A 25,736-nucleotide genomic window follows, 5' to 3' on the forward strand; every position below is an offset into this window, starting at 1 on the left:
CCTGCTGATGCCCGGCGCGGAGCGCACCCGCCGACCACTCACGGAGCCAGCCATGCCCGAGGACCGGCACACCGGACCCAGTGACGAGGAACTGCGCACCCTGGACGCCCACTGGCGCGCCGCCAACTATCTCTCGGCGGGCCAGATCTACCTGCTGGACAACCCGCTCCTGACCGAACCCCTCAGGCCCGAGCACATCAAACCCAGACTGCTCGGCCACTGGGGCACCTCACCGGGCCTGAACCTGGTGTACACCCACCTCAACCGGGTCATCCGGGCCCGCGACCTGGAGGCGCTGTGCATCTGGGGGCCCGGCCACGGCGGGCCCTCCGTCCTCGCCAACTCCTGGCTGGAGGGCACCTACGGCGAGACCTACCCGGACGTCGGCCGGGACGCGGCCGGCATGGCACGCCTGTTCCGGCAGTTCTCCTTCCCCGGCGGCGTGCCCAGCCATGTCGCCCCCGAGGTCCCCGGCTCCGTCCACGAGGGCGGCGAGCTCGGCTACTCCCTCGCCCACGCCTACGGAGCCGCGTTCGACAACCCCGGCCTTGTGGTGGCCTGCGTGATCGGCGACGGCGAGGCCGAGACCGGCCCGCTCGCCGCCTCCTGGCACTCCAACAAGTTCCTCGACCCCGTCCACGACGGCGCCGTCCTGCCGATCCTGCACCTCAACGGCTACAAGATCGCCAACCCCACCGTCCTCGCCCGCCTCCCCGAGCCCGAGCTCGAGGAACTGCTGCGCGGCTACAACCACGACCCGATCACGGTGAGCGGCGACGACCCGGCCACCGTCCACCGGGCCATGGCCGTCGCCATGGACACCGCCCTCGACCGCATCGCCGCGGCCCAGCGCGCCGCCCGCGAGCACGGCGCAACCGAGCGGGTCCGCTGGCCGGTGATCGTGCTGCGCACGCCGAAGGGCTGGACCGGCCCCGCCGAGGTGGACGGCGAACCCGTCGAGAACACCTGGCGCTCCCACCAGGTGCCGCTGCCCGGCGTCCGCGAGAACCCCGAGCACCTGCGGCAGCTCGAGGCCTGGCTGAAGTCGTACCGCCCCGAAGAGCTCTTCGACGCCGACGGCCGGCCCGTCGGTGAGGTCCTCGCCTGCGTTCCCGAGGGCGACCGCCGTCTCGGCGCCACCCCGCACGCCAACGGCGGCCGGCTGCTGCGCGAACTGCCGCTGCCGGACCTCGACGAGTTCGCCGTCCCCGTGGACAAACCCGGCACCACCCTGCACGAACCCACCCGCGTCCTCGGCGGCCTGCTCGCCCGGGTGATGCGGGACACCGAGGCCCGCCGGGACTTCCGGCTGGTCGGCCCCGACGAGACCGCCTCCAACCGCCTCGACGCCGTCTTCGACGCCAGCGGCAAGGCCTGGCAGGAGCGCACCCTCGCCGTCGACGAGCACCTCGACCGGCACGGCCGCGTCATGGAGATCCTCTCCGAGCACATGTGCCAGGGCTGGCTCGAGGGCTATCTGCTCACCGGGCGGCACGGCCTGTTCTCCTGCTACGAGGCGTTCGTGCACATCGTCGACTCGATGGTCAACCAGCACATCAAATGGCTGCGCACCTCGCGCGAACTGACCTGGCGCGCCCCGATCGCCTCCCTCAACTACCTGCTCACCTCGCACGTCTGGCGCCAGGACCACAACGGCTTCTCCCACCAGGACCCCGGCTTCGTCGACCACGTGCTCAACAAGAGTCCGGGGGTCGTCCGGGTCTACCTCCCCCCGGACACCAACACCCTCCTCTCCGTCGCCGACCACGCCCTGCGCAGCCGCGACTACGTCAATGTCATCGTGGCCGGCAAGCAGCCCTGCCACGACTGGCTGACCATGGACGCCGCCCGCGCCCACTGCGCCCGCGGCGCCGGCGTCTGGGAGTGGGCCGGCACCGAGAACGGCGGCGAGCCCGACGTGGTCCTCGCCTGTGCCGGCGACGTCCCCACCCAGGAGGTCCTGGCCGCGGCCCAGCTGCTGCGCCGCCATCTGCCCCGGCTCGCGGTCCGTGTCGTCAACGTGGTCGACATCGCCCGGCTGATGCCCCGCGAGGAGCACCCGCACGGCATGACCGACCACGAGTACGACGGCCTTTTCACCACGGACAAGCCGGTGATCTTCGCCTACCACGGCTACCCGTGGCTGATCCACCGCCTCGCCTACCGCCGCACCGGCCACCGGCACCTGCACGTCCGCGGCTACAAGGAGTCCGGCACCACCACCACGCCCTTCGACATGGTGGTCCGCAACGACCTCGACCGGTACCGGCTCGTCATGGACGTCATCGACCGGGTGCCCGGCCTCGCCGTCCGCGCCAACGCCGTGCGCCAGCGCATGGCCGACGCCCGCACCCGTCACCACGCGTACATCCGTGAGCACGGCACCGACATGCCCGAGGTCGCCGAGTGGAGCTGGAACCCGTGAGCGCCGGGTGCCCTCTTGTGAACCGGTAGGCTGCACGGGCCGCCCGCCCCGACCGGCGCGCGGCCCGCAGACAGAGAACGCAGCTCGGGGATCGGAAGGAATCGGCGTTGCACGTCCAGGAATGGCTCGAGACCGTGCCCGCGGTCGCCGTCTACGCGCTGGTGGGAGTGGTCATCGGACTGGAGAGCCTGGGCATTCCGCTGCCGGGTGAGATCATCCTGGTCTCCTCGGCCCTGCTCGCCTCCCAGCACGGCGACATCGACCCGGTGATCCTCGGCGCCTGCGCCACCGCCGGCGCGATCATCGGCGACTCCATCGGCTACGCCATCGGTCGCAAGGGCGGACGCCCGCTGCTCGCCTGGCTCGGCAGGAAGTTCCCCCGCCACTTCAGCGAGGGGCACATCGCCACCGCCGAGCGCTCCTTCCAGAAGTGGGGCATGTGGGCCGTCTTCTTCGGCCGTTTCGTCGCACTGCTGCGCATCTTCGCCGGCCCGCTGGCGGGCGTGCTGCGCATGCCGTACTGGAAGTTCCTCACCGCCAACGTCCTCGGCGGCATCCTCTGGGCGGGCGGTACCACGGCCGTCATCTACTACGTGGGCATCGTCGCCGAGGCCTGGCTGAAGCGCTTCTCCTGGCTGGGCCTGGTGGCGGCGGTCCTCATCGGCCTCACGTCCATGCTGGTCCTGAAGCGCAAGGCGAAGAAGGCACAGACGGCACAGACGGCGGAGACGGCGGCCGGGGCGGAAGCGGCGACGCGCGAGACCGCCACCGCCACCACGGACTGACCCTGGCGGGCGCCCCGCACCCGGACGCGCCCGCGCGGCCGTGGCGCCCGCCGGCCGAGCGCCACCGGGCGCCCGCGCCCGGTGGCCGCGCGGGGCAGCCCCCGTGTCCTCGCCTACGCCCGGAACTCGTCCCGGTGCGTGCGCGCCAGGTCCGTGTACACGGCGCCGTTCAGGGTGAGCCCCTCGCGTTCCTCCGCGGTCAGCTCGCGCCTCACCTTCGCCGGGACGCCGGCGACCAGGGAGCCCGCGGGCACGACCATGCCCTGCGGGATTAGGGCCTGAGCGGCGACGAGGGAGCCGGCGCCGATCACCGCGCCGTTCAGCACCGTCGCACCCATGCCGATCAGGCAGTCGTCCTCGACGGTCGCCCCGTGCACCACCGCGTTGTGGCCGATGGAGACCCGCTCACCGACCCGCACCGGGAACCCCGGGTCGGCGTGCAGCGTGCAGTTGTCCTGCACATTGCTGCCGGCGCCCACGGAGATCGACTCCACGTCGCCCCGCAGCACCGCGCCGTACCAGACACTCGCCCCCGCCTCCAGGGTCACGTCCCCGACCACGGACGCGGTCGGCGCCACGAACGCCTCCGGGTCCACCTTCGGTTCCCTGCCGCCCACACCGGTGATCAGCGCCTCGTGCGTCATCTCGCCTCCTCGTCGGTCCGAGAACGAACCGTACGTCACACCCGTGGGGTGAAGATCACAGCCCCCGGACGGCCCGGCGGCATCGTCCGCTCAGTACGGTGAATCCGTGCCGAAGAGCAAGAACACGTTCTCGTCCTGGCCGCGCCGCCTCGCGCAGCGCGCGGTCCATGCGGGCTGGGCGTGGATCCAGCGCACGGGCTCGGTGACCGCCGACAACCCCGGCCGGCTGCGCTTCGGCGCGATCGGCGAGTCCACCCGCCTGGCGTTCCCGCTCGGCACCGTCTTCGGCGAACCCTGGATCCACCTCGGCTCGCACTGCATCATCGGCGAGCAGGTCACCCTCACCGCCGGACTCATGCCCGACCTGGATCTCGGCCCCGAGCCGATCCTGCGCATCGGCGACGGCGTCGTCCTCGGACGCGGCAGCCACGTCATCGCCGACACCAGCGTCACCATCGGCAGCGACTGCTACTTCGGCCCGTACGTCTACATCACCTCCACCAACCACTCCTACGACGACCCGCACCAGCCCATCGGCAAGCAGTGGCCCCGGATGGAGCCCGTGGAGATCGGGCCGGGCTGCTGGATCGGCACCGGCGCGGTGATCCTGCCGGGCGCGCGCATCGGCCGGAACGTGGTGGTGGCCGCGGGCGCGGTGGTCCGGGGCACGGTGCCCGACCATGCCGTGGTCGCCGGTGCCCCCGCCCGCGTGGTCCGGCGCTGGACGCCCGCCGACGGCTGGCAGCCGCCCCTGCGCACGCCCGCCCCGGTACCGATCCCGGAGGGGACCACTCCGGACCAGCTGCGGGCGCTGTCCGGACTCGGCGACGCGGACATCGAGCGGCTGGCGGAGCTGGAACCGGAAGGCTGATCCACCCCGCGCCCCGCCGTACCGCCCCGCAGTACAGTTCGCTGCACGGACAGGTGCATCCGATGCCACCACGTGCGCCGGACCGCGGTCCCGCCGCAGTCGGCACACACGGCCGCGCCTCCCGCACCGCAGAACCGCCGGCGCACCCGCCGGCCCGCACGGAAGTGAACCGAACGGACCCATCGTGACGGACCTCGAGCTGCTCACCCAGTCCCTCGCGCGCAACGTCAGGCGCTGGCGCACCGAGCGCGGCTTCACCCTGGACGCGCTCGCCGCCCGCGCCGGAGTGAGCCGCGGCATGCTCATCCAGATCGAACAGGCCCGCACCAATCCCAGCATCGGCACCGTCGTCAAGATCGGGGACGCCCTCGGCGTCAGCGTCCCCACGCTGCTCGACTACGAGCGCGGCCCGCAGGTCCGTGTCGTCCCCGCCGATCAGGCGGTGCGCCTGTGGCACACCGAGGCAGGCAGCTGGAACCGGCTGCTCGTCGGCACCGAGGCTCCCGGACCGCTGGAGATGTGGGACTGGCGGCTGATGCCGGGCGAGTCCAGCGACTCCGACCCTCACCCGGCCGGCACCTTCGAGCTGCTGCACGTCACCGCCGGCGAACTCACCCTCACCGTGGACGGCGAGGAGCACCGGGTGCCGGCGGGCGCCAGCGCCTCCTTCGAGGCCAATGTCCCGCACGTCTACGGCAACCGGGGCGATGTGCCGATGGAGATGGTGCTGACCGTCTCCGTGCCGCCCGTCCACTGACCCGTCCGCCCAGGTGGGTTACGGTGCGGTCATGCGCGCACCGATCGGAGACTTCGACCACGCCACCCCCGCCCCCGAGTGCCTCGACGAGCTCGCCCCGCCGGTCGCCGCCGCCGTCCGCGCCTGGAGCGGCAGCGTGCCCGCCGAACAGATCGTCTACGTGGACACCGACCCGCGCTGGGCGGACACCGCCGTCTTCGTCGAGCACTACGGGCAGGACCTGCTGGACAAGTCGGCCAACTGCGTGATCGTGGCCGCCAAACGGGGCGGCGAGCGCACCCTCGCCGCATGCCTGGTCCTGTCCACCACCCGGGTCGACGTCAACAATGTGGTGCGCCGCCAACTGGGCGCCCGCAAGGCGTCGTTCGCCCCGATGGAGACGGCCACGGGGGAGACCGGCATGGAGTACGGCGGCATCACCCCGATCGGCCTGCCGGACGGCTGGCCCCTCCTGGTGGACGCGGCCGTCGCCGACCTGCCGTACGCCCTCGTCGGCAGCGGCCGCCGCAGGGGCAAGCTGCTGGTCCCGGGCAAGGCCTTCGCCGAACTGCCCAACGCGGTCGTCCTGGAGGGTCTCGGCATCTGACCGGTACGGCCGGCGGCGGCCGTACCGGGCCGCACGAGCACCCCCTCGGGCGGTACCGTTCCCTCCCGCCTCCACCACGAGTTGACGGGCCGTCATCACCGGGTCCGCCCGCAGCAGTTCCCGGTGACGGACCTGATGCCGCTCCGGGCCCCGCACCGCGCATGCCTCGGTCACGCGGGCGCGGGCGTGCTGTTGGACGAACTCCCGCGGGTCAACCGCGCTGGGGGAGCCCGAGCCGGGGGATCTCGATCGCCGGGCAGCGGTCCATCACCATCTCCAGGCCCGCCGCGCGGGTCCGCTCGTAGGCCGCCTCGTCGATCACGCCGAGCTGGAACCAGACGGCCTTGGCGCCCCTGGCCACCGCCTCGTCCGCGACGGCGCCGGCGAGGTCGCTGTTGACGAACACGTCCACGACGTCCACATCGAAGGGGATGTCGGCGAGCGAGGGGTAGCCCTGCTCGCCGTGCACGGTCTCGGCCTTGGGGTGCACGGGGACCACGCGCTTGCCGAACCTCTGCAGCACCTGGGCGACGCCGTACGCGGCGCGCCGCCGGTTGTTCGACAGCCCCACCACGGCCCAGGTGTCACCCAGCTCGGTGAGGATCTTGCGGACCGTTGCATCGTCGCCGTACACCGTGCGCCTCCCGGGACGTGATGAGCCGTAAAAGACCGTGCACGGGCGACAACCGCGCCGGAGGCCCGGTGATTCCCGGCGCCCGGCGAGGATGTGCCGCCCCCGCCGTGCGCGGCCCGCGGCCCGCGCCCCGACCACGCCCTCGTCGAATACCGCAACGAGTGCCCGAAAAGCCGAGCGAGATGCCTGCACGCGGGCGCTCGCGCGCCTACGCTCGGCTCGTGCTGCGCATCACCGACGCCCGAACCGGCGCACTCGTGGACGCCGCCCCCGCCAGGCGGGGGCTGACCCGCATCGAGGCCCACACCAGTGGCTTCGACCCCACGAATCTGCGGGTCCTGCTCGTCGCCGACCTCCTGGTGCGTGCCCTGGAACTCGGCGGCACCCCGGTGTGGGCGATGCTCTCCGGCGAACGCGAACGCGCCGAGCTGCGCGCCGCGGGCGCGGCCCTCGGTGTGCGGCCCCTGGAGGACGCGCACGACGCCGGGACCGGGCTGGGCGAGGCGCAGGTGCTGCACGTCCTCGCCGACGACAGCGCCGCGGCGCCCGAAGGGGTGCGCGTGGCGGTGGCTCCGGCGCACGGCGAGGGGATCCCCGGCGCATCCGACGGCACGGACCCCGCAGCCCTCCGGCTCGCTCTGCTCTCCCGTCCCCGCGGCACGGCCGTGCGGCTCGGCGCCGAGGACCTGGACGAGGCCGCCAGGACCCTCGCCGAGTGGCGCGGCGCGGTCGCCGGCTGGGCGCACCACCCCTCGCGGCCCATTCCCGACCCGGTGCGCGCCGACCTGCGTGCCGCCTGGGAGAACGACCTGGACGTGCCCGGAGTCCTGCGCGTGCTGCGCGAGGTGGCGAGCGTCCCCGGCATCCCGGACGGCGCCCGCTTCGAGACGTACGCCTACGCCGACCGGCTGCTCGGCGTCGACCTCACCCGCGACCTCGGGACCCCGGCATGACCGGACCCTCGGAGACCGGGCCGCCGCGCCGGCTCGTGGTGCTGCGCCACGCCAAGTCGGCCCGGCCGGAAGGCGTCGCCGACCACGAGCGCCCGCTGGCACCGCGCGGGCTCAGGGACGCGCCCGCCGCCGGACGGGCCCTGGCCGCGGCCGGTCTGCTGCCCGGTCTCGCCGTCTGCTCCACGGCCGTGCGCGCCCGCCGCACCTGGGAACTGGCCGCGGGGGAGTGGGCGACGGTGCCGCCGGTCCGCTACGACCGTCGCCTGTACGGTGCCGGCACCGCGGACCTGCTCGCCGTGGTCCGCGAGGCGCCCGAGGAGGTCCGCACGCTCCTGCTGGTCGGCCACAACCCCGGCCTGGAGGAACTGGTCCTGGAGCTGGCGGGCGACGCGGTCGGCGACACCCTCGCGGCCGTCCGCACCAAGTTCCCCACCGCGGCCGTCGCCGTCCTCGCCTGGCACGGCACCGCCTGGCGGGACCTGGACACCGGCGGCGCGCTCCTGACCTCGGTGACCGTCCCGCGAGGGACCCACTAGCCAGGGACCCACCAGCCCGGACGCGCCGCCCCCGGGCGGGCGCGCATAGGCTGGTCCGATGCAGGACGAGTACCGCACCGTCGCCCGCCCGGGTGTGCACGAGACCGAGATCAACCGTTCCCGTTTCCTGTGCTCCCTCGCCCCGGCCGCCACCGAACAGGAGGCGCAGGAGTTCATCGCCGCCGTCCGCAAGGAGCACGCCGACGCCACCCACAACTGCTGGGCCTACGTCATCGGCGCCGACGCCTCCGTGCAGAAGGCCAGCGACGACGGCGAACCCGGCGGCACCGCCGGGGTGCCCATGCTGCAGATGCTGCTGCGCCGCGACATGCGCTACGTCGTCGCCGTGGTCACCCGCTACTTCGGGGGGGTCAAGCTCGGCGCGGGCGGCCTGATCCGCGCCTACGGGGGCGCCGTCGGTGAGGCGCTCGACGCCCTCGGCACCGTCACCCGGCGCCGCTTCCGGCTGGCCACCGTCACCGTCGACCACCAGCGGGCCGGCAAGATCCAGAACGATCTGCGCGCCACCGGACGCGAGGTGCGCGACGTGCGCTACGGCGAGCAGGTCACCATCGAGATCGGGCTGCCCGACGCGGACGTGGACGCCTTCCGCGCCTGGCTGGCCGATGCCACCGCCGGGACCGCGGGATTCGAACTGGGCGGGGAGGCGTACGGGGACGCCTGAGCCCGCCCGGCCCGCGCCGCGCGGCGGCCGTGCCGGGCGGCGGCCGAGCCTGCCCGAACCGGCGGCACCCGACGTGCACTCCGGGTGCATGGCGGACGTACTGGGTGAGATGTGACGGTGTGAACGCCGTGAACGGTGGCGATACGGGAGCAACCGCCCGTGCTGTCGGACCCGGCGGTTAGTCTCGGGGATCATGAGACTGCTGCACACTTCCGACTGGCACCTCGGCCGGGCGTTCCACCGGGTCGGCATGCTCGGCGCCCAGGCCGAGTTCATCGGCCACCTGGTGGAGACCGTGCGGGAGCGCGACGTCGACGCCGTGGTCGTGTCGGGAGACGTGTACGACCGCGCTGTGCCGCCGCTCGCCGCCGTCGAGCTGTTCGACGACGCCCTGCACCGCCTCGCCGGCCTCGGTGTGCCGACGGTGATGATCTCCGGCAACCACGACTCCGCTCGCCGCCTCGGCGTCGGCGCCGGGCTCCTCGGGCGCGCCGGCGTCCATCTGCGCACCGAGCCGTCCGCCTGCGGCACACCGGTACTGCTGTCCGACGCCCACGGTGACGTCGCCTTCTACGGGTTGCCCTACCTCGAACCGGCCCTGGTCAAGGACGAGTTCGGGGTCGAACGGGCGGGCCACGAGGCGGTGCTCGCCGCCGCCATGGACCGCGTCCGCGCCGACCTCGCCGCCCGCCCGGCCGGCACCCGCAGCGTGGTCCTCGCCCATGCCTTCGTCACCGGCGGCCAACCCAGCGACAGCGAACGGGACATCACCGTGGGCGGAGTCGCCGCCGTGCCCGCGGGCGTCTTCGACGGCGTCGACTATGTGGCGCTCGGGCACCTGCACGGCTGTCAGACGCTCAGCGAACGCATCCGCTACTCCGGCTCCCCGCTGGCCTACTCCTTCTCCGAGGCCGGCCAGCGCAAGAGCATGTGGCTGATCGACCTGGACGCCGGGGGAGCCGTCACCGCCGAACGCGTCGACTGCCCGGTGCCCCGGCCGCTCGCCCGCATCCGCGGCACCCTGGAGGAGCTGCTCGCCGACCCCGCGCTCACCCCGCACGAGCAGGCCTGGGTCGAGGCCACCCTCACCGACCCGGTCCGCCCCGCCGACCCCATGGCCCGGCTCACCGAGCGCTTCCCGCACACCCTCAGCCTGGTCTTCGACCCCGAACGCGCCCCCGACGACCCCGGAGTCTCCTACGCCCGCCGCCTCGCCGGACGCAGCGACCAGCAGATCGCGGAGGACTTCGTGGCCCACGTGCGCGGCGCCGGACCCGACGAACGGGAACGCGCCGTGCTCCGCGACGCCATCGACGCCGTGCGCGCCGACGAGGCCCTGCAGGAGGTGGCCCGGTGAGGCTGCACCGCCTCGACATCACCGCCTTCGGCCCCTTCGGCGGCTCCCAGAGCGTCGACTTCGACGCCCTGTCCGCCGCCGGGCTCTTCCTGCTGCACGGCCCCACCGGCGCCGGCAAGACCTCCGTCCTGGACGCCGTCTGCTACGCGCTGTACGGCGCCGTCCCCGGCGCCCGGCAGGGCGGCCAGGGCATGTCCCTGCGCAGCGACCACGCCGCCCCGGCCACCCGCACCTCCGTCACCCTCGACCTCACCGTCGCCGGACGCCGCCTCGAGATCACCCGGCAGCCGCCCTGGGAACGCGCCAAGAAACGCGGCACCGGCACCACCCTCGACAAGGCCCAGACCTGGCTGCGGGAGTACGACGCGGCCGCCGGCGGCTGGAAGGACCTCAGCCGCTCGCACCAGGAGATCGGCGAGGAGATCACCCAGCTGCTCGGCATGAGCCGCGAGCAGTTCTGCCAGGTGGTGCTGCTGCCCCAGGGCGACTTCGCCCGCTTCCTGCGCGCCGACGCCGAGGCCCGCGGCAAGCTGCTCGGCCGGCTCTTCGACACCCGCCGCTTCGCCGAGGTCGAGAAGCGGCTCGCCGAGCGCCGGCGCGCCACCGAGACCCAGGTGCGCGACGGCGACGCCGCCCTGCTCGCCGACGCCCACCGCATGCAGCAGGCCGCCGGCGAGGCCATGGACCTGCCCGGACTGGCGCCCGGCGACCCCGGCCTCGCCGACGCCGTGCTGAGCGCCGCCGCCGTCGCCCGCAGCACCGCACGCGAGCAGCTCGACATCGCCCGCCGCCGGCTCGCCGCCGCCGAGTCCGCGCGGACCGCCGCCGACCGCGCCCTGCACGAGACCCGCGAACGCGACCGGCTGCAACGGCGGTTCGCCGAGGCCCGCGAGCGCGCCGCACGCCTCGAGGAGCGGGCCGGCGCACACCAGGAGACCCAGCGGCGCATGGAGCGGGCCCGCAAGGCCGAGACGGTCGCCCCCGCCCTGGACCTGCGCGAGGCAGCCGAGCTCGAGCACCGGCGCGCCGCCGACGCCGAGACCCGTGCCCGTGCCCTGCTGCCGGCCCCCCTCGCCGACGCCGGCGCGACCGCCCTGACCGACGCCGCCCGCCGCGCCGCCGAGGAACTGGGCGGACTGGAGTCCGCGCGCCGCGCCGAGCGCAGACTCGCCGAACTCCTCGACGAACGTGCGGGCCTGGACCGCCAGGAGCGCGCCGACGAGGAGATCCTCCAGGAGGCCGAGGCCTGGCTGGCCGGCTGGGAGGAGACCCGTACCGCCCTGCAGAATGCCGTCGACGGCGCCCGGCAGGCCGCCACCAGGAGCGAACAGCTCGCCGAGCGCCGTGAGCCCGCCCGCCGCAGACTCGACGCGGCCCGCCGGCGCGACCGGCTCGCCGCCGAAACCGAGGAGGCCCGCGGCCGCGCCCTCGCCTCGGCCGAGCGCGCCGCCGGGGCCCGCAAGCGCTGGCTGGACCTCAAGGAACAGCGCCTCGACGGAATCGCCGCGGAACTGGCCGCCGCCCTCACCGACGGGGAGCCCTGCGCCGTCTGCGGCTCCAGGGAGCATCCCGCGCCCGCCCGCAAGGACGCCGGGCACGTCGACCGCGCCGCCGAGGAGCGCGCGCTGAAGGACTACCAGCTCGCCGAGGAGCAGCACGCCGAGGACGAACGCCGCCACGCCGGGCTGCGGGAAGCCCTCGCCGCGGCCACGGCGGAGGCCGGCGACACCCCCGCCGAGCAACTGGCCCGGGAGCTGCGGGAGCTCGAGCACGCTCACGCGGAGGCACGCGAGGCCGCCTCCGGACTGCACGCCGCGCAGGAACGGCTGCGCCAGGCCGAGCACGAGCACCAACTGCGCGTCTCCGCCCAGCGCGAGGCCGCCGTCCGGGCCGCCGCCCGGGTGGGCCACCGCGACCGGCTCGAGCGGGAACGGGCCACGCTGGAGGAGGAACTGGCCCAGGCGCGGGGCGAGGCGCCCAGCGTCGCCGCGCGCGCCGCACAGCTGGAGCACAGCGTCGCCCGGCTCACCGACGCCGCCGAGGCCGCCCGCGCCGCCGAGGAGACCGCCAGGAGGCTCAAGGCCGCCGACGCCCGGCTCGCCGACGCCGCCTTCCGGGCCGGTTTCGACACCCCGCAGGCCGCCGCCGACGCCCTCCTCGACGCCGCCGCCCACCGCGAGCTGCAGCGGCGCCTGGACGCCTGGCAGCAGGAGGAGGCCGCGGTGCGCACGGTCCTCGCCGAGCACGAGACGCTCACCGCCGCCGCCCAGCCGCCCGCCGATGTGCTCGCCGCCGAGCGGGCCGCCGCGGAGGCGGACCGCAGGGTGCGCGAGGCTGCCTCCGCCCGGGACGCCGCCGACCGCCGCTGCATGGAGCTGGACCGGCTCTCCGCGCGGGTCGCCGCATCGGTGCGAAGGCTGGCGCCGCTGCGTGAGGAGCACGACCGGGTGGCCCGCATGGCGGGCCTCACCGCCGGCACGGCGGCCGACAACGAACGCAAGATGCGCCTGGAGTCGTATGTGCTCGCGGCCCGTCTCGAGCAGGTCGCCGCCGCCGCGTCCGCGCGACTGCAGCGCATGTCGTCCGGCCGCTACACCCTGGTGCACTCCGACGACCGCACCGGACGCGGCCGCAGCGGCCTCGGCCTGCACGTCGTCGACGCCTGGACCGGGCGCGAGCGGGACACCTCCACGCTCTCCGGCGGCGAGACGTTCTTCGCGTCCCTCGCCCTCGCCCTGGGCCTCGCCGACGTGGTCACCGACGAGGCGGGCGGGGTGCGGCTCGACACCCTGTTCATCGACGAGGGCTTCGGCAGCCTCGACGACCAGACCCTCGACGAGGTGCTGGACGTCCTGGACTCCCTGCGCGAACGCGACCGCAGCGTGGGCATCGTCAGCCATGTCGCCGATCTGCGGAGGCGCATCCACGCCCAGCTGGAGGTGGTCAAGGGCAGATCCGGCTCGGTGCTGCGGCAGCGCGGGACCGGCTGAGCCCATCGGAGGCGCGCCGGGCGCGCCCGGCGGAAAACGGCGTGCGTCCGGGCCCGGCACCGGCCATCATGACCGGTCATGCCCCGACTTCCGCACCCCGCCCCCGAAGAACTCCGCCGTGACCCCCTGCCGCTGCGCGGCCGGACCGCCCTGGTCACGGGCGCCAGCCGGCGCGCCGGGATCGGCCATGCCGTCGCCCGGCGCCTGGCCGCCTACGGAGCGAGCGTGTATCTGCACCACCATGTGCCGCACGACGCCGGCCGGCCCTGGGGCGCCGACCGGATCGAGGAGGTGACCGCCTCCGTCACCGAGGCGCTCGGCGATCCGCAGGCACGCGTGATCGCCGGACCCGGCGACCTCGCCGATCCGGCCGTGCCCGCCGAACTGCTCGACCGCGCCGTCGAGGCCCTCGGCGGCCGGCTCGACATCCTCGTCGCCAACCACGCCCTCAGCGGCAGCGACGGCGACCTCGACACCGTCGACGCGGCCATGCTCGACGCCCACTGGGCCGTCGACACCCGCTCGGTCCTGCTGCTCGTCCAGGCGTTCGCCCGGCACCGGGCGACCCTCGCTCCCCGCACGCCCGGCGGGCGCGTGGTGATGATGACCTCCGGGCAGGACATCGCGAACGGCATGCCCGGCGAGATCGCCTACGCACTGCAGAAGGGCGCCCTGGCCTCCATCACCCGCTCGCTGGCGACGACCCTCGCCGGCCAGGCCGTCACCGTGAACACCGTCAACCCCGGCCCCGTGGACACCGACTACATGACCGGCGAGGCCTACGAGGCCATCGCCGCGATGTTCCCCGCGGGCCGCTGGGGCATGCCGGACGATCCCGCCCGCCTCATCGCATGGCTGGCCACCGACGAGGCGGACTGGATCACCGGGCAGGTCATCTCCTCCGAGGGCGGCTTCCGCCGCTGACCGGGCCTACAGGGCGGCCAGTTCGTCGACCAGGTCGTCCAGGCCGAGCGAGCCCTGCGACAGGGCCGCCATGTGCCAGGCCTTCAGGTCGAAGGAACCGCCGTGCCGCTGACGGGCCTTCTCCCGGCCCAGCAGCCAGGCCCGCTCGCCCAGCTTGTAGCCGATCGCCTGGCCCGGGATCGTCAGGTACCGGGTCAGCTCGCTCTCCACGAAGTCCGCCGGACGGCTGCTGTGCGCGCCGAAGAACTCCTGCGCCAGCTCCGGGGTCCAGCGCTCACCCGGGTGGAACGGCGAGTCCGCCGGGATCTCCAGCTCCAGGTGCATGCCGATGTCGACGATGACCCGCGCGGCCCGCATCATCTGGGCGTCCAGATACCCGAGCCGCTCCTCCGCGTCCGTCAGGAAGCCCAGCTCGTCCATCAGCCGCTCCGCGTACAGCGCCCAGCCCTCGCAGTTGGCGCTCACCATGCCGACGGTGGCCTGGTAGCGGGAGAGGCTGTCCGCCACGTGCACCCACTGCGCCAGCTGCAGGTGATGGCCGGGGACACCCTCGTGGTACCAGGTCGACACCAGGTCGTAGACCGGGAAGCGGGTCTGGCCCATCGTCGGCAGCCAGGTGCGGCCGGGCCGGGAGAAGTCCTCCGACGGAGGGGTGTAGTACGGGGCAGCCGCGCTGCCCGGCGGGGCGATCTTCGACTCCACCCTGCGCACCCGCTCCGCCAGGTCGAAGTGGGTGCCGTCCAGCGACTCGATCGCCCGGTCCATCAGCCCCTGGAGCCAGTCGCGCACCTCGTCCACGCCCTCGATGTGCCGGCCGTGCTCGTCCAGGTGGGCCAGCGCCACCCACGGGGTCTTCGCGCCCGGCAGGACCTTCTCCGCCTCCTTCTTCATCTCGCCGAGGATCCGGTGGAACTCCGACCAGCCGTAGGCGTACGCCTCGTCCAGGTCGAGGTCGGTGCCGTTGAAGTAGCGGGACCAGCGGGCGTACCGCTCCCGGCCCACCGTGTTCGGGGCGCCCTCGACGGCCGGGGCGTACGTGTCGCGCATCCAGTCGCGCAGCTCGGCCACCGCGGCGGTCGCGCCACGCGCGGCCTGGTCCAGTTCGGCCCGCAGCGCCTCCGGTCCCGCCGAGGCGAAGTCCTCGAACCAGCCCCGGCCCTCGCCCGTGTCGGCCCACTCGGTGAGCTGCCCGATGAACGCCTCGGTCGGACGCGGCGCCGCGTACAGCTTGCGCTCCAGGCCCAGTTCCAGGGACTGCCGGTAGCCGGCCAGCGCGCCCGGCACCGCGCGCAGCCGCTCGGCGATCGCCGCCCAGTCCTCCTCCGTCCGGGACGGTGTCACGGTGAACACCTCACGCACCGGATGCACCACGGTCCCCAGATTGCCCACCGAGCGCAGGCCCTCCTCGGCCTCGTGCACGGCGAGTTCGGCGGTGAGCCGCTCGCGCAGCAGCCGGGCGCAGCGGCGCTCGATGTCGCTGTCGGCGCCGGGGAGGCGCTCGGCCTCGTCGAGCCGGGCGAGGGTGGCCCGCTGAAGCTCCGCGAGCGCCTCCTGGCCCGCGGGGGAGAGGTCGGGCAGCTTGGCGGAGCTCTCCCTCACACCGAGGTAGGTACCGGTCACCGGGTCGAGGGCGATCAGCTCGTCGACGTAGGCGTCGGCGACTTGGCGGGGCAGCGCGTTGTTGGTCTGTGACATGCGGACCATCCTGGTACGCGGCCCGCCGCACGTCACCCGGATTGAGCCGAGGGCGAAGGCGGCAGCAGCGGCCCGCAGTCCCACTGCTGGAAGATCAGCCGCGTCTCCACCCGGGCCACCTCACGCCGGGCGGTGAACTCGTCGAGCACCAGCCGCTGCAGATCCGCCATGTCCGCGACCGCGACGTGCACCAGATAGTCGTCGGGGCCGGTCAGATGGAACACGGTGAGCGACTCCGGCAGCGCCCGGATACGCTCCACGAAGGGCCCCACCAGCTCCCGCCGGTGCGGCCGCACCTGCACCGACAGCAGCGCCTGCAGCCCCCGGCCCAGCCGGGCCGGATCCAGCTCCAGGCGGTGCCCGAGGATCACGCCGCAGCGGCGCAGCCGGGTCACCCGGTCCAGGCAGGTGGACGGTGCGACTCCGACCTGCGCGGCGAGATCCCGGTAGGTCATCCGGGCGTCGTTCTGCAGCAGCCGCAGCAGATGCAGATCCACCGGATCCAGTACGACAGATTCGGCCACTGGCCGAACGTAGCACGGTTTCCGGCTCCGGAGACCCGGTCGTTGTTCACCCTTCGGTCATGGAACTGGGCATGGACACGCGTACCACGCGTTCATCTCGCGCACTGGCCACCGAGGCCGTGCACGCCGGCCGTGACGACCTCGCAGGCCTGGGACTGCACGCCCCGCCTATCGACCTGTCGACCACCTATCCCTCGTACGACAGCCGCGCCGAGGCCGCCCGCATCGACGCCTTCGCCACCACCGGCGCAGAACCGGACGGGCCGCCGGTCTACGGACGGCTCGGCAACCCGACCGTCGCCCGCTTCGAGACCGCCCTGGCCCGGCTCGAGGGCACCGAGGCGGCGGTCGCCTTCGCCAGCGGCATGGCCGCGCTCAGCGCCGTCCTGCTGGCCCGCGGCGCCATGGGCCTGCGGCACGTCGTGGCCGTACGGCCGCTGTACGGCTGCAGCGACCACCTGCTGACCGCCGGGCTGCTCGGCTCGGAGGTGACCTGGACCGACCCGGCCGGCGTCGCCGGTGCGCTGCGCCCCGACACCGGTCTGGTGCTGGTGGAGTCCCCGGCCAACCCGACGCTGGCCGAGATCGACCTCCGGGCCGTCGCCGAGGCGTGCGGCTCGGTGCCGCTGCTGGTCGACAACACCTTCGCCACGCCGGTCCTGCAGCGCCCGGCCGAGCACGGGGCGCGCATCGTGCTGCACAGCGCCACCAAGTACCTCGGCGGGCACGGGGACGTGCTCGCCGGAGTGGTGGCCTGTGACGAGGAGTTCGCGGGCACGCTGCGGCAGATCCGCTTCGCCACCGGCGGCGTCCTGCATCCGCTGGCCGGCTATCTGCTGCTGCGCGGCCTGTCGACCCTGCCGGTGCGGGTGAGGGCCGCCTCCGCCAACGCCGCCGAGCTGGCCCGCAGGCTGGCCGCCGACCCGCGCGTGGAGCGGGTGCACTACCCGCGCATCGGCGGCGCCATGGTGTCCTTCGAGGTCCACGGGGACCCGCACCGGGTGATCGCCGGGGTCCGCCTGATCACCCCCGCGGTGAGCCTGGGCAGCGTGGACTCCCTCATCCAGCACCCGGCCTCCATCAGCCACCGCATCGTCGACGCCGACGACCGCAGGGGTGCCGGCGTCAGCGACCGCCTGCTGCGCCTCTCGGTCGGCCTGGAGGACGTCGAGGACCTGTGGGCGGACCTGGACGGCGCGCTCGGCGGGCACACCGGCACCGGGACCCGCCAGGAGGAGCTGGTCCAGGGCTGACGCCCGACCGGTGCACGACCCGGCCGTCCCCCGCACCCGGGGGAGGGGGACGGCCACCGCTCTCCAGCCGCCGCCGGCTGCCGCGTCCGCTCCGGCACCGGGCGGCGCGGCCCGCGTTCTCCGGGGCGGGCGGCGTGCGCTGTGTTCTCAGGGCCGGGCGGCGTGCGCCCCGTGCCGCTGCCGCGGGCCGTGCGGCCCCATCCCGTCCAGGCGGGCGGTGATCACCAGCGTGCCCTCCTCGATCTGGTAGTCGAGGGGCAGACCGAGGGCCCGCATCGCGGCGACCATGCCCGTGTTGGCGGCCCGGGTCACCGCGTACACGTCCGAGCAGCCCGCCTCGGCGGCCATCGCCACCAGCCGGGACAGCAGTTCGCCGCCGATGCCCCGGCGCTGCCAGGCGTCCTCGACGATCAGCGCGACCTCGGTCTCGTCGCCGTCCCACAGCAGATGGCCGAGGCCGACGATGCGGCCGGAGGAGGTCTGCGCGGCCAGCGTGCGGCCGAAGCGCGGGCTGAGCAGATGGCGCAGGTAGCGGTCCGCGTCGCCGACGGGGCCGTGGTAGCGCAGCCGCAGCGTCTCGGCCGAGCACCGCTCGTGCATCTCCAGCGCGGCCGGCAGATCACGGGTGTCCGCCCGGCGCACCGTGATGTCGCCGCCCTCCGGCAGGGTGAGCACGTCCCGGCGGCGCGGGACCCGCGGACCGAGCCGGGCGTCCAGCTCCACCAGCGCCCGCGCCCGGGCGAACTCGGTCGGGGTGAAGGGGAGATACGGCCGCTCCACGACGATCACCCCGCCCTCCGGGGCGCGCAGCCGCATCACGGTGTCCTCCAGCGACCCCTCCACCGGCCCCTGCGGCGCCGGCACCGCCGAGGAGCGGGCGGCGGGCACCGACCGGATGGTGCACCTCCCCAGCAACTGCCGCAGCGCCAGCGGCAGTTCCGCCGCGTCCTGAGCGGTGCGGGCCGCGAGGGCCAGCACCCGCGCCGGGGCGTCCACCAGATCGTGGGTGTCGGCCCGCTCGATCCAGGTGTCCCGGCCGCCGGCACCCTCGGCGGCCTCCGCCAGCGACCCGCCGTCGAGCCCGTCCGGCGCGCGCAGCAGGAACTCGTCCACCACGCCGTCGCCGAGCGGATGGGTCTGCAGGCTCAGGATGTCGACCCCGTGCCCGGCCAGTGCCGTGCACAGCGCGGCGAGCGATCCGGGCTCGTCCCGCACCGTCGTCCGCATCCGCCACAGCACGCTCGGCCCGGCCTCCGCGGAGGGCGGCCGGGCACCGCCGGTATCGCTTTCGGGTACCGGGGGCGCATGCCCGTGCCGTCGTGCCCACCACACATGGAAGCCTGCCCTGCCCCGTACCGTCCGTCTCGCCAGCTCCCGCAGATTGCAGATCACTTCAGACATGTCTCGACTCATGCACACCACTGTGAAGGAATGGTGTTTCCCGGTTACGAACTCACTGTGACCGGTGGGTAACGAGTTCCGCAATCGGCCGCCGCGGCAGCGCTCATCTCCGGACGGCCTCCGCCAGCAGCCGCACGCCCTCGCGGATCCGGGCGGGAGGCAGGTGCGCGTAGCCGAGAACCAGGTGGACGCCCTCGCCGGTGCCGCCGATGCGGCCGTCGCCGTCGCCGTGGAGGTACTGGGCGAGAGGGCGCACAGCCACTCCCGCCTCCTTCGCCCGGGCGAGCAGCAGCTCCTCGGGCCCGTAACGCCCGGGCAGCACGGCGATCACATGGAGCCCCGCCGCGATACCGGACACCCGCGCCCCAGGGAAGTGCTCCGCCAGGGCGCCGGCCAGGGCGTCGCGGCGCTCGCGACAGGCGCGCTGGCAGCGGCGCAGCTGACGGTCGTAGTCGCCGCGCTCCAGGAACCGGGCGAACGCCGCCTGGTCCAGCGTCGGATGACCGAGGTCCAGGGTCCGTTTGCGCTCCACCACCTCCTCGGTCCACGCCCCGGGCACCACCAGCCAGCCGAGCCGCAGCCCGGGCGCGAGCGACTTGCTCACCGAGCCGGCGTAGGCCACGTGCTCCGGGTCGAGGCCCTGGAGGGCGCCGATGGGTGCGCGGTCGTAGCGGAAGTCGCCGTCGTAGTCGTCCTCGAGGACGATGCCGTCCACCGAGCGTGCCCAGTCGAGCAGTTCCGCCCGGCGCCGCGCCGAGTAGGCGATCCCGGTGGGGAACTGGTGGGCCGGCGTGGCGACCACGGCCCGTGCGCCGGAGGCCCGCAGGGCGTCCACGGCGAGCCCTTCCCGGTCCACCGGCACGGGCACCGTCCGGACCCCCGCGGAGGCGTACAGCGCGGTGTGCTGCGGGCTGCCGGGGTCCTCCACCGCGACGGTGCGCCGGCCCCGCGCGGCCAGGACCAGGCCCAGCAGCGTGGACGCCTGGGCCACCCCGGAGACCACCACGATCCGCTCCGGATCGGCCACCACGCCGCGTCGCCGGGCCAGCAGCCCGGCCAGTGCGGTGCGCAGCCGGGGCAGTCCGCGCGGGTCCGGGTACCCCAGGTCCCGGTGCGGCAGCTCCGCCAGCACCTCGCGCTGCGCGGCGGCCCAGGCCGAGCGCGGGAAAAGGGACAGATCCGGGGTGCCGGGGACGAAGTCGACGCGGGCGCCGGGGGAGCGCGGGGCGAGATCGCGGGCGCGGGGGCGGGCGGCCCGCACGGTCTCGCTCACCCAGGTCCCGGCGCCCCGCCCGGCCCGCAGATACCCCTCCGCGGTCAACTGCTCGTAGGCCTCGGTGATCAGCCCGCGGGAGACCCCGAGGTCGGCGGCGAGGTCCCGGCTGGACGGCAGCCGCGTCCCCGGCGCCAGCCGCCCCGCCCGCACCGCCTCGCGCAGCGCCTCTCGCAGGGCCCGCCCCCGTCCGCGGGCGGGCGCCGACGCGGCGGGCAGCAGCAACTCCCAGGCGGGTGAGGCGAGCTCGGGGCGCCCCGCCCCCGTGGTGCCCTTGCTCCCTCCGGCACCCGCGTCGGTCGGTGCTGGCGGCATGGCGGGAACCCCGGGGATCGCGTCGGCTCGGTCGCCGTCACTCTACGAGGGGACCGCCGAACCGGCCCACCGGTTTCCGCTGCCGTCGCGCACCGCGGACGGGCCGGCGGGCGGACCGGAAGACCGCTCACGGACCGGGCCGCGGACCGGCGGCGAGATCCTCGTCGCCTACGAGGCCGCGGCGTTCACCTGTGCGGGCTCGGTCTCCGCCGGCCGGGTGCGGCTGCCGTCCAGGATGACGCGGGCGACCAGGGCCGGGTCGTCGTTCATCGGCACATGGCCGCAGCCGGGGAGGCGGACCAGCCGGGCGTGCGGGATGGTCTGCTTGGCGCGGACGCCCTGCCGGGGCAGCAGCAGCCGGTCCTTGGCGCCCCAGGCCACGGTGACGGGTACCTCGGGCACCGGATCGGTGAACCGGACGGCACGGCCGGCGCGCAGCGTCTCGAAGAAGCCCCCGGCCTCCTTCAGCGCCAGTGTCTCGGCGACCACCGCCTCGGGCGAACGGCGGGCGGGGCGGGCGTAGATGGTGCTGGTCAGCGCCGTCCGCCCGGCGGCCGAACGGGCCAGCCGCTCCACCAGCGGCAGCGGCAGCCGCTCCGCGATCCGCCGCATCCCCAGCAGCACTCCGAAGGCGTAGCGCCGCTCGGCCTGCGTCCAGAACCCGGCGGGGGACAGGGCGGTGACGGACCGTACGAGCCCGGCGCGGCCCAGCTCCAGGGCCAGCAGACCGCCCAGCGAGTTGCCCGCGACATGCGGACGGCCAAGGTCCAGCTTCCGGCAGAGCGCGCCCAGCGCGGCGTTCATGGTCGGCAGGTCGTGGGCGAGCCCGTCCGGCAGCTTGGCGGACGCCCCGAATCCGGGCAGGTCCACGGCGATCACCTCGCGTTCGGTGGCCAGGATGTCGACCACCGGGTCCCAGGCCTGTCGGTGGTGGCCGATTCCGTGCAGCAGGAGCAGCGGTTCGCCGCGGCCCACACGCGCATAGGACAGGGTGACGCGCTGCGGGCCGTGGGGTGAGGGGACCTCGAAGGAGACGGTCGCTGACATGAAGGTGCTCTCCTCGTCTGGGTCTCGCGGGCGGGGACGCCGTAGACAGCTTGTCAGCAATTGCTACCGACGGGTAGCCCCCGATTCCGGCCGCACGGCCGCCCGCGCCCCGACTCGTGCCGCCGGCGTACGGCGTCCGCACCGCCCCGCCGGGAACCGCCTGGACAGGGCCGCTGGCGTCGGCTGGGATGGAGCGGTGACCACCGACACCGAGACCGACGTCTTCGAAGAGCACCGCCCCGTCCTCCTCGGGGTCGCCTACCGGATGCTGGGCCGGGTGGCCGACGCCGAGGACGTGGTCCAGGAGGCCTGGCTGCGCTGGTCCGGCGGCGACCGTTCCGACGTGCGCGACCCGCGCGGCTACCTGGTGCGCGTCACCACCCGCCTCGCCATCGACCGGCTGCGCCAGATCAAGTCCCGCGGCGAGACCTACGTCGGACCGTGGCTGCCCGAGCCCTACGTCACCGACTTCGGCGACCGCGCCCCGGACACCGCCGAGCAGGCCGTGCTCGCCGACTCGGTCTCCCTCGCCGTGCTGGTCGTGATGGAGTCGCTGTCGCCGCTGGAGCGCGCGGTGTTCGTCCTCCGCGAGGCCTTCGGCTACCCCTACGCCGACATCGCGGCCATGCTCGACCGGGGCGAGGCGGCGGTGCGGCAGCTCGCCGGGCGGGCCCGCAGGCACGTGGAGGAGCGCCGCCCGCGCTACGAGGTCGATCCCGCCCAGCGGCGCGACCTGACCGAACGCTTCCTCGCCGCGGCCGGCGGCGGTGACCTGGAGGCGCTCCTCGAACTCCTCGCGCCCGATGTGCGCCTCGTCGGGGACAGCGGCGGCAAGACGCGCGGCCCCCTGCGGGAGCTGGAGGGCGCGGACAAGGTGGGCCGCTTCATCAAGGGCGTCGCGGGCAAGGGCGTGCCCGACTTCTCGGTGCGCTTCATCGAGGTCAACGGCGGCCCCGCGCTGCTGGTGCTCTCCGGCGGGAAGCCCGACGCGGTCTTCCAGGTCGACGTCGCCGACGGACGCATCCGGACCGTGTACATCATCCGCAACCCGGACAAGCTGCAGGCGCTGGCCGCGCTGCCGCCGGAAGCGCCGGCCGCGCCGCCCCCGGCCCCGTAGTCCCGGCGGGTTCCGGCTCCCTCTGCGGCAGACCCCCGTCGTCCGGCGGGGGTCCCGCCGTCGCGGCGGATTGGTATTGACCAAGGGGTCGGGCCCCCTTATGGTCGCTGACAAGTGAAACAACCTTTAATAAACAAGGGCGCTAAAACGCCGCCGGACTCAGCCATCGTGGAGGACAGGGTGGGGACCACGCAGCTGGAGACGGTGCCGGAACCGAAGTACTGGCACCTCAGGACCGTGCTCAGCGAAGCGCTGGAGAACGAATTCTCGGTGGGGGAGATCCTCCCCAACGAGCGTGAGCTCGCGGCACGGTTCGGCGTCGCCCGCGCAACCCTCCGGCAGGCCCTGGAGCAACTGGAACTCGAGGGCAGGCTGCAGCGCCGCCGCGGCGTCGGCACGACCGTCGCCCCGCCCCGCATGGGCGTCTCCGTCGGCCCCGCGCGGCACGGCTGGCCGGGCGCGCCCGGCGACGCCTGGCAGGCGCTGGACTGCACTCTCGAGGTGCCGCCGGCCTCCGTGGCCGAGACCCTGGTCACCGGCCGGGACGAGCCGGTGCACATCGTGCGCCGCTCCCGCGTCTCGCACGGCCAGCCCGTCGCCGCAGAGCTCCTCCACATCCCGGCCTCCTCCGTCCCGGACCTGACCGGCATCGACCTGCCGTCCGGCACGGCCCGCGCACGTGCCGTCCTGCGCGAACTGCAGCGCCTGGAGCTGGAGCGCCAGGAGAACACCGTGGAGCTGGGCTCCGCCAACGCCGAGGACGCCCGCGAGCTGGACCGCCTCCCCGGTGCTCCGGTCCTGGTCGTCACCACCCGGTACATCACCCGCGGCCGCACCGCCGCACTCTCCGTGGCCACCTACCGCGCCGACACCTGCCGGCTCACCTTCGGTGACACGGGCGCGGTGGAGATCCACCACGGACCGGAGCGCCAGGCCTCCTGAGCACGCACGGACTTACCGGGCCGCAGGCCTCCTGGGCACGCACGGACTTCCCGGGCCGCCAAAGGGCCGTCGTCCCTCCGGCGGCCGGGGAGCTCGCCGCCCTGCGGTGGCCATGGCCGACCGGGCCGTGGGGACCCGCCTACCTGCGGGCCGTCACCGTGCCCTCCACCGCGAAGAGCTGCTCCTCCACATGATCGAGGGCCAGCCGCAGCGCCCCCGTCGCCACCGCCGCCTCACCCAGCATGGACAGGGCGACCTTCGGCGGGCGCAGGCAGTAGCGGGCAAGCTCACGGCGCAACGGTTCCAGCACCCCGTCCAGGCCCGCCGCCCAGCCGCCGATCACGACCAGCTCCGGGTCGAGGGCGAGCACCAGCGCGGCCACGTCGTGCACCAGCCGCTGGATGAAGCGGTCGACCGCCGCCATCGCCCGCCGGTCGCCCTCCCGCGCCTGCGCGAACACCGCCGCGACCGCCTGCTCGTCGAGCGGATGCAGCGGCTTGTCGGTGGTGGACAGCAGCGTCTCCGGCGTGGCCTCCCGGCCCAGCAGATGCAGCGCCCCGATCTCACCGGCCGCCCCGCCGTACCCGCGGTGCAGCCGGCCGCCGATCAGCGAACCGGCCCCCGGGCTGAGCCCGGCCAGCACGAACACCACGTCGTCGGTCTCCTGGGCGGAGCCCTTCCAGTGCTCGGCCACCGCCGCCGCGTTGGCGTCGTTCTCCACCAGCACCGGGCACTTGAACGACCGGCTCAGCCGTGCGCCCAGACTCAGCCCCGTCCAGCCGGGCAGCGCCGTGCCCAGCCGCACCGTGCCGTCCGCCTCCACGATGCCGGGCGTGCCCACGCCCACGGCACGGAGCGAGTCGCGCGGCACACCGGCCCTGCGCAGCAGATCGGTGACGGCGGTACGCGCCCGCTCCAGCCGCTCGTCCGCCTCGACCGTCTCGTCGACGTCCTTCACCTCGGCGCCGATCACCCGGCCGTCCAGATCGGAGAGGAGCGCGGCCACCCGGTGCGCCCCGATCTCCAGGCCGAGCAGATGCCCGGCCTCCGCGCGGAACCGGAACCTCCGGGCAGGGCGCCCCTGGCGCCGGGCGGACGTCTCGTCGGCCGCCGCCTCCACCACCAGACCGGCCTCGATGAGCCCCTCGACGACGCCTTCCACCGTCGGCCGGGACAGTCCGGTCACGCGGGTGACCTCGGTCAGCGTCGCGCAGTCCGTCGCCCGCAACGCATGCAGCACCACCGCGGAGTTGATCCTCCGAAGCAGCGAGGGATCCCCGCCGGTCAGCCGCCCCACCGTCCGTCCTCCCAGCTCGTGCGCGTGATGGCCGGATCGTACTCGGCGGGCGGAACCCCGGACACCTCCGGGCAGCCGCCTGGCGGCAAGGCACCGCCCGTCGCCGTCCCCTCCCCGCCGGCGGGCCGCTCACCAGCCTCGCCGCACCGCTCGCGGCCGGAGCGGGTCCGGAGCGGGTCCGGAGCGGCCGGAAGCCGGCCGTGCCCTGACCGGAAGTCGGCTGACGCTCCGCCAAGTGTCAGTGGCGACGGGTTTACTGGACCCCATGGACGTCGCACAGCACATCGCCCTCATCGACGAGCTGTGCTTCCGCCCCTTCCCGGCGGAGCACGGCCCGTCGGGCGCCGGCTTCTCGGGGCCCGGCCACCATGTGGCCGTACTGCGGGCGGACCCCGTCCTGCGCGACGGCGACCCGGGCGACCGCGCGGTGACGGTGGACCAGTACGAGAAGGAACGCGACGCCCTGCACGAGGTGCTGTCGGCCCGCTGGGGCGCGGCGGACCTGTGGAACCTGCAGACGGTGCTGCTGCGCGGCGCCGAGGAGGAGATACCGGAGCCCTGGGCCCGGCTCGCGGCCGGAGCCGGGGTGGCCTGGCTGTGGGAGGTCGAGGGCACCGGCCGCTGGGTGGCCGTCGCGGTGTCCGACCGGGACCCGGACGACGCGGTGCAGCTGCTGGCGGTGATCGCGGAGACCGCCCCGCCCTGATCCGCGAGCCCGGTCATCG

Annotated in this window: 23 protein-coding genes; 15 read left to right on the forward strand and 8 right to left on the reverse strand. The window is 74.6% G+C overall.

Going from position 1 to position 25,736, the window contains the following annotated elements; all coding sequences use genetic code 11:
• Positions 1-52 precede the first annotated feature (52 nt).
• Together HCJ93_RS19590 and HCJ93_RS19595 are read left to right on the forward strand one after the other, a co-directional pair.
• Positions 53-2,425 (forward strand): phosphoketolase family protein, encoded by a 2,373-nt coding sequence (locus tag HCJ93_RS19590; protein ID WP_167997035.1) that lies wholly within the window; start codon positions 53-55, stop codon positions 2,423-2,425.
• A gap of 107 nt (positions 2,426-2,532) precedes the next feature.
• Positions 2,533-3,210, forward strand: a complete 678-nt coding sequence (locus HCJ93_RS19595; RefSeq protein WP_167997036.1) for a DedA family protein — start codon at positions 2,533-2,535, stop codon at positions 3,208-3,210.
• A gap of 113 nt (positions 3,211-3,323) precedes the next feature.
• Here HCJ93_RS19595 and HCJ93_RS19600 read toward each other — a convergent pair whose 3' ends face one another.
• Positions 3,324-3,854, reverse strand: coding sequence for a gamma carbonic anhydrase family protein (locus HCJ93_RS19600; RefSeq protein WP_167997037.1), 531 nt, complete (start codon positions 3,852-3,854; stop codon positions 3,324-3,326).
• A gap of 106 nt (positions 3,855-3,960) precedes the next feature.
• Here HCJ93_RS19600 and HCJ93_RS19605 point away from each other — a divergent pair, with 106 nt between their 5' ends.
• The 3 genes from HCJ93_RS19605 (at position 3,961) to HCJ93_RS19615 (ending at position 6,068) form a co-directional block, all read left to right on the forward strand.
• Positions 3,961-4,725 carry an acyltransferase gene (locus HCJ93_RS19605; protein WP_167997038.1) on the forward strand — a complete coding sequence of 255 codons (765 nt, stop codon included), beginning with the start codon at positions 3,961-3,963 and terminating at the stop codon, positions 4,723-4,725.
• Between the two features lie 184 nt (positions 4,726-4,909).
• Positions 4,910-5,482 carry a helix-turn-helix domain-containing protein gene (locus HCJ93_RS19610; RefSeq protein ID WP_167997039.1) on the forward strand — a complete coding sequence of 191 codons (573 nt, stop codon included), beginning with the start codon at positions 4,910-4,912 and terminating at the stop codon, positions 5,480-5,482.
• Between the two features lie 31 nt (positions 5,483-5,513).
• Positions 5,514-6,068, forward strand: a complete 555-nt coding sequence (locus HCJ93_RS19615) for a YbaK/EbsC family protein (protein WP_167997040.1) — start codon at positions 5,514-5,516, stop codon at positions 6,066-6,068.
• Positions 6,069-6,279: 211 nt separating this feature from the next.
• On the opposite strand, the gene HCJ93_RS19620 is transcribed toward HCJ93_RS19615, so the two are convergent.
• Complete coding sequence (locus HCJ93_RS19620; RefSeq protein WP_167997041.1) at positions 6,280-6,702, reverse strand: CoA-binding protein; 423 nt, start codon at positions 6,700-6,702, stop codon at positions 6,280-6,282.
• Positions 6,703-6,884: 182 nt separating this feature from the next.
• Here HCJ93_RS19620 and HCJ93_RS19625 point away from each other — a divergent pair, with 182 nt between their 5' ends.
• The 6 genes from HCJ93_RS19625 to HCJ93_RS19650 all read left to right on the forward strand — a co-directional run bounded on the left by HCJ93_RS19625 (position 6,885) and on the right by HCJ93_RS19650 (position 14,147).
• Positions 6,885-7,655 (forward strand): hypothetical protein, encoded by a 771-nt coding sequence (locus tag HCJ93_RS19625; RefSeq protein WP_167997042.1) that lies wholly within the window; start codon positions 6,885-6,887, stop codon positions 7,653-7,655.
• A complete protein-coding gene (locus tag HCJ93_RS19630) occupies positions 7,652-8,191 on the forward strand; it encodes a SixA phosphatase family protein (protein ID WP_167997043.1) in 540 nt (179 codons plus the stop codon). Before HCJ93_RS19625 ends, HCJ93_RS19630 begins: the two co-directional genes overlap by 4 nt.
• A gap of 58 nt (positions 8,192-8,249) precedes the next feature.
• On the forward strand, positions 8,250-8,876 hold the full coding sequence (locus tag HCJ93_RS19635; protein ID WP_167997044.1) for a YigZ family protein: 627 nt from the start codon (positions 8,250-8,252) through the stop codon (positions 8,874-8,876).
• A 193-nt stretch (positions 8,877-9,069) separates the two neighbouring features.
• Positions 9,070-10,233: an exonuclease SbcCD subunit D gene (locus HCJ93_RS19640; protein WP_167997045.1), complete on the forward strand. Its 1,164-nt coding sequence runs from the start codon at positions 9,070-9,072 to the stop codon at positions 10,231-10,233.
• Positions 10,230-13,223 carry an AAA family ATPase gene (locus HCJ93_RS19645; RefSeq protein WP_167997046.1) on the forward strand — a complete coding sequence of 998 codons (2,994 nt, stop codon included), beginning with the start codon at positions 10,230-10,232 and terminating at the stop codon, positions 13,221-13,223. The genes HCJ93_RS19640 and HCJ93_RS19645 overlap by 4 nt, the downstream gene beginning before the upstream one ends.
• Before the next feature lie 78 nt (positions 13,224-13,301).
• Entirely contained in the window at positions 13,302-14,147 is an 846-nt protein-coding gene (locus HCJ93_RS19650) for an SDR family oxidoreductase (protein ID WP_167997047.1), read from the forward strand.
• Between the two features lie 6 nt (positions 14,148-14,153).
• Here HCJ93_RS19650 and HCJ93_RS19655 read toward each other — a convergent pair whose 3' ends face one another.
• Together HCJ93_RS19655 and HCJ93_RS19660 are read right to left on the reverse strand one after the other, a co-directional pair.
• Complete coding sequence (locus tag HCJ93_RS19655; protein WP_167997048.1) at positions 14,154-15,842, reverse strand: DUF885 domain-containing protein; 1,689 nt, start codon at positions 15,840-15,842, stop codon at positions 14,154-14,156.
• 32 nt (positions 15,843-15,874) lie between these two features.
• On the reverse strand, positions 15,875-16,366 hold the full coding sequence (locus HCJ93_RS19660) for an Lrp/AsnC family transcriptional regulator (RefSeq protein WP_167997049.1): 492 nt from the start codon (positions 16,364-16,366) through the stop codon (positions 15,875-15,877).
• 59 nt (positions 16,367-16,425) lie between these two features.
• Here HCJ93_RS19660 and HCJ93_RS19665 point away from each other — a divergent pair, with 59 nt between their 5' ends.
• Positions 16,426-17,619: a trans-sulfuration enzyme family protein gene (locus tag HCJ93_RS19665; RefSeq protein ID WP_167997050.1), complete on the forward strand. Its 1,194-nt coding sequence runs from the start codon at positions 16,426-16,428 to the stop codon at positions 17,617-17,619.
• Between the two features lie 147 nt (positions 17,620-17,766).
• On the opposite strand, the gene HCJ93_RS19670 is transcribed toward HCJ93_RS19665, so the two are convergent.
• The 3 genes from HCJ93_RS19670 to HCJ93_RS19680 all read right to left on the reverse strand — a co-directional run bounded on the left by HCJ93_RS19670 (position 17,767) and on the right by HCJ93_RS19680 (position 21,655).
• A complete protein-coding gene (locus HCJ93_RS19670) occupies positions 17,767-19,020 on the reverse strand; it encodes a GNAT family N-acetyltransferase (protein ID WP_240967711.1) in 1,254 nt (417 codons plus the stop codon).
• 103 nt (positions 19,021-19,123) lie between these two features.
• Entirely contained in the window at positions 19,124-20,608 is a 1,485-nt protein-coding gene (gene pdxR / locus HCJ93_RS19675) for a MocR-like pyridoxine biosynthesis transcription factor PdxR (protein ID WP_167997052.1), read from the reverse strand.
• A gap of 168 nt (positions 20,609-20,776) precedes the next feature.
• The gene (locus tag HCJ93_RS19680; RefSeq protein WP_167997053.1) at positions 20,777-21,655 is read right to left on the reverse strand and encodes an alpha/beta fold hydrolase; all 879 of its coding nucleotides are present in this window, start codon (positions 21,653-21,655) and stop codon (positions 20,777-20,779) included.
• Positions 21,656-21,851: 196 nt separating this feature from the next.
• On the opposite strand from HCJ93_RS19680, the gene HCJ93_RS19685 reads away from it, so the two are divergent.
• Positions 21,852-22,772: an RNA polymerase sigma-70 factor gene (locus tag HCJ93_RS19685; protein ID WP_167997054.1), complete on the forward strand. Its 921-nt coding sequence runs from the start codon at positions 21,852-21,854 to the stop codon at positions 22,770-22,772.
• A gap of 180 nt (positions 22,773-22,952) precedes the next feature.
• Complete coding sequence (locus tag HCJ93_RS19690) at positions 22,953-23,714, forward strand: GntR family transcriptional regulator (protein WP_167997055.1); 762 nt, start codon at positions 22,953-22,955, stop codon at positions 23,712-23,714.
• 139 nt (positions 23,715-23,853) lie between these two features.
• Here HCJ93_RS19690 and HCJ93_RS19695 read toward each other — a convergent pair whose 3' ends face one another.
• A complete protein-coding gene (locus tag HCJ93_RS19695) occupies positions 23,854-25,011 on the reverse strand; it encodes an ROK family transcriptional regulator (RefSeq protein ID WP_167997056.1) in 1,158 nt (385 codons plus the stop codon).
• Positions 25,012-25,276: 265 nt separating this feature from the next.
• Between HCJ93_RS19695 and HCJ93_RS19700 the strand changes: the two genes are divergently transcribed.
• Entirely contained in the window at positions 25,277-25,717 is a 441-nt protein-coding gene (locus tag HCJ93_RS19700) for a hypothetical protein (protein WP_167997057.1), read from the forward strand.
• Positions 25,718-25,736 lie beyond the last annotated feature (19 nt).

Origin of the sequence: Streptomyces composti (assembly GCF_012034205.1) — a bacterium.
In the GTDB taxonomy this organism is placed as follows: domain Bacteria; phylum Actinomycetota; class Actinomycetes; order Streptomycetales; family Streptomycetaceae; genus Streptomyces; species Streptomyces composti.

Coding starts and splice junctions, on each gene's coding strand:
- HCJ93_RS19590 (WP_167997035.1), top strand. CDS start 53: ATGCCCGAGGACCGGCACACCGGACCCAGTGACGAGGAACTGCGCACC.
- HCJ93_RS19600 (WP_167997037.1), bottom strand. CDS start 3,854: ATGACGCACGAGGCGCTGATCACCGGTGTGGGCGGCAGGGAACCGAAG.
- HCJ93_RS19615 (WP_167997040.1), top strand. CDS start 5,514: ATGCGCGCACCGATCGGAGACTTCGACCACGCCACCCCCGCCCCCGAG.
- HCJ93_RS19625 (WP_167997042.1), top strand. CDS start 6,885: ATGCCTGCACGCGGGCGCTCGCGCGCCTACGCTCGGCTCGTGCTGCGC.
- HCJ93_RS19630 (WP_167997043.1), top strand. CDS start 7,652: ATGACCGGACCCTCGGAGACCGGGCCGCCGCGCCGGCTCGTGGTGCTG.
- HCJ93_RS19635 (WP_167997044.1), top strand. CDS start 8,250: ATGCAGGACGAGTACCGCACCGTCGCCCGCCCGGGTGTGCACGAGACC.
- HCJ93_RS19640 (WP_167997045.1), top strand. CDS start 9,070: ATGAGACTGCTGCACACTTCCGACTGGCACCTCGGCCGGGCGTTCCAC.
- HCJ93_RS19650 (WP_167997047.1), top strand. CDS start 13,302: ATGCCCCGACTTCCGCACCCCGCCCCCGAAGAACTCCGCCGTGACCCC.
- HCJ93_RS19655 (WP_167997048.1), bottom strand. CDS start 15,842: ATGTCACAGACCAACAACGCGCTGCCCCGCCAAGTCGCCGACGCCTAC.
- HCJ93_RS19665 (WP_167997050.1), top strand. CDS start 16,426: ATGGAACTGGGCATGGACACGCGTACCACGCGTTCATCTCGCGCACTG.
- HCJ93_RS19670 (WP_240967711.1), bottom strand. CDS start 19,020: ATGTCTGAAGTGATCTGCAATCTGCGGGAGCTGGCGAGACGGACGGTA.
- pdxR (WP_167997052.1), bottom strand. CDS start 20,608: ATGCCGCCAGCACCGACCGACGCGGGTGCCGGAGGGAGCAAGGGCACC.
- HCJ93_RS19680 (WP_167997053.1), bottom strand. CDS start 21,655: ATGTCAGCGACCGTCTCCTTCGAGGTCCCCTCACCCCACGGCCCGCAG.
- HCJ93_RS19700 (WP_167997057.1), top strand. CDS start 25,277: ATGGACGTCGCACAGCACATCGCCCTCATCGACGAGCTGTGCTTCCGC.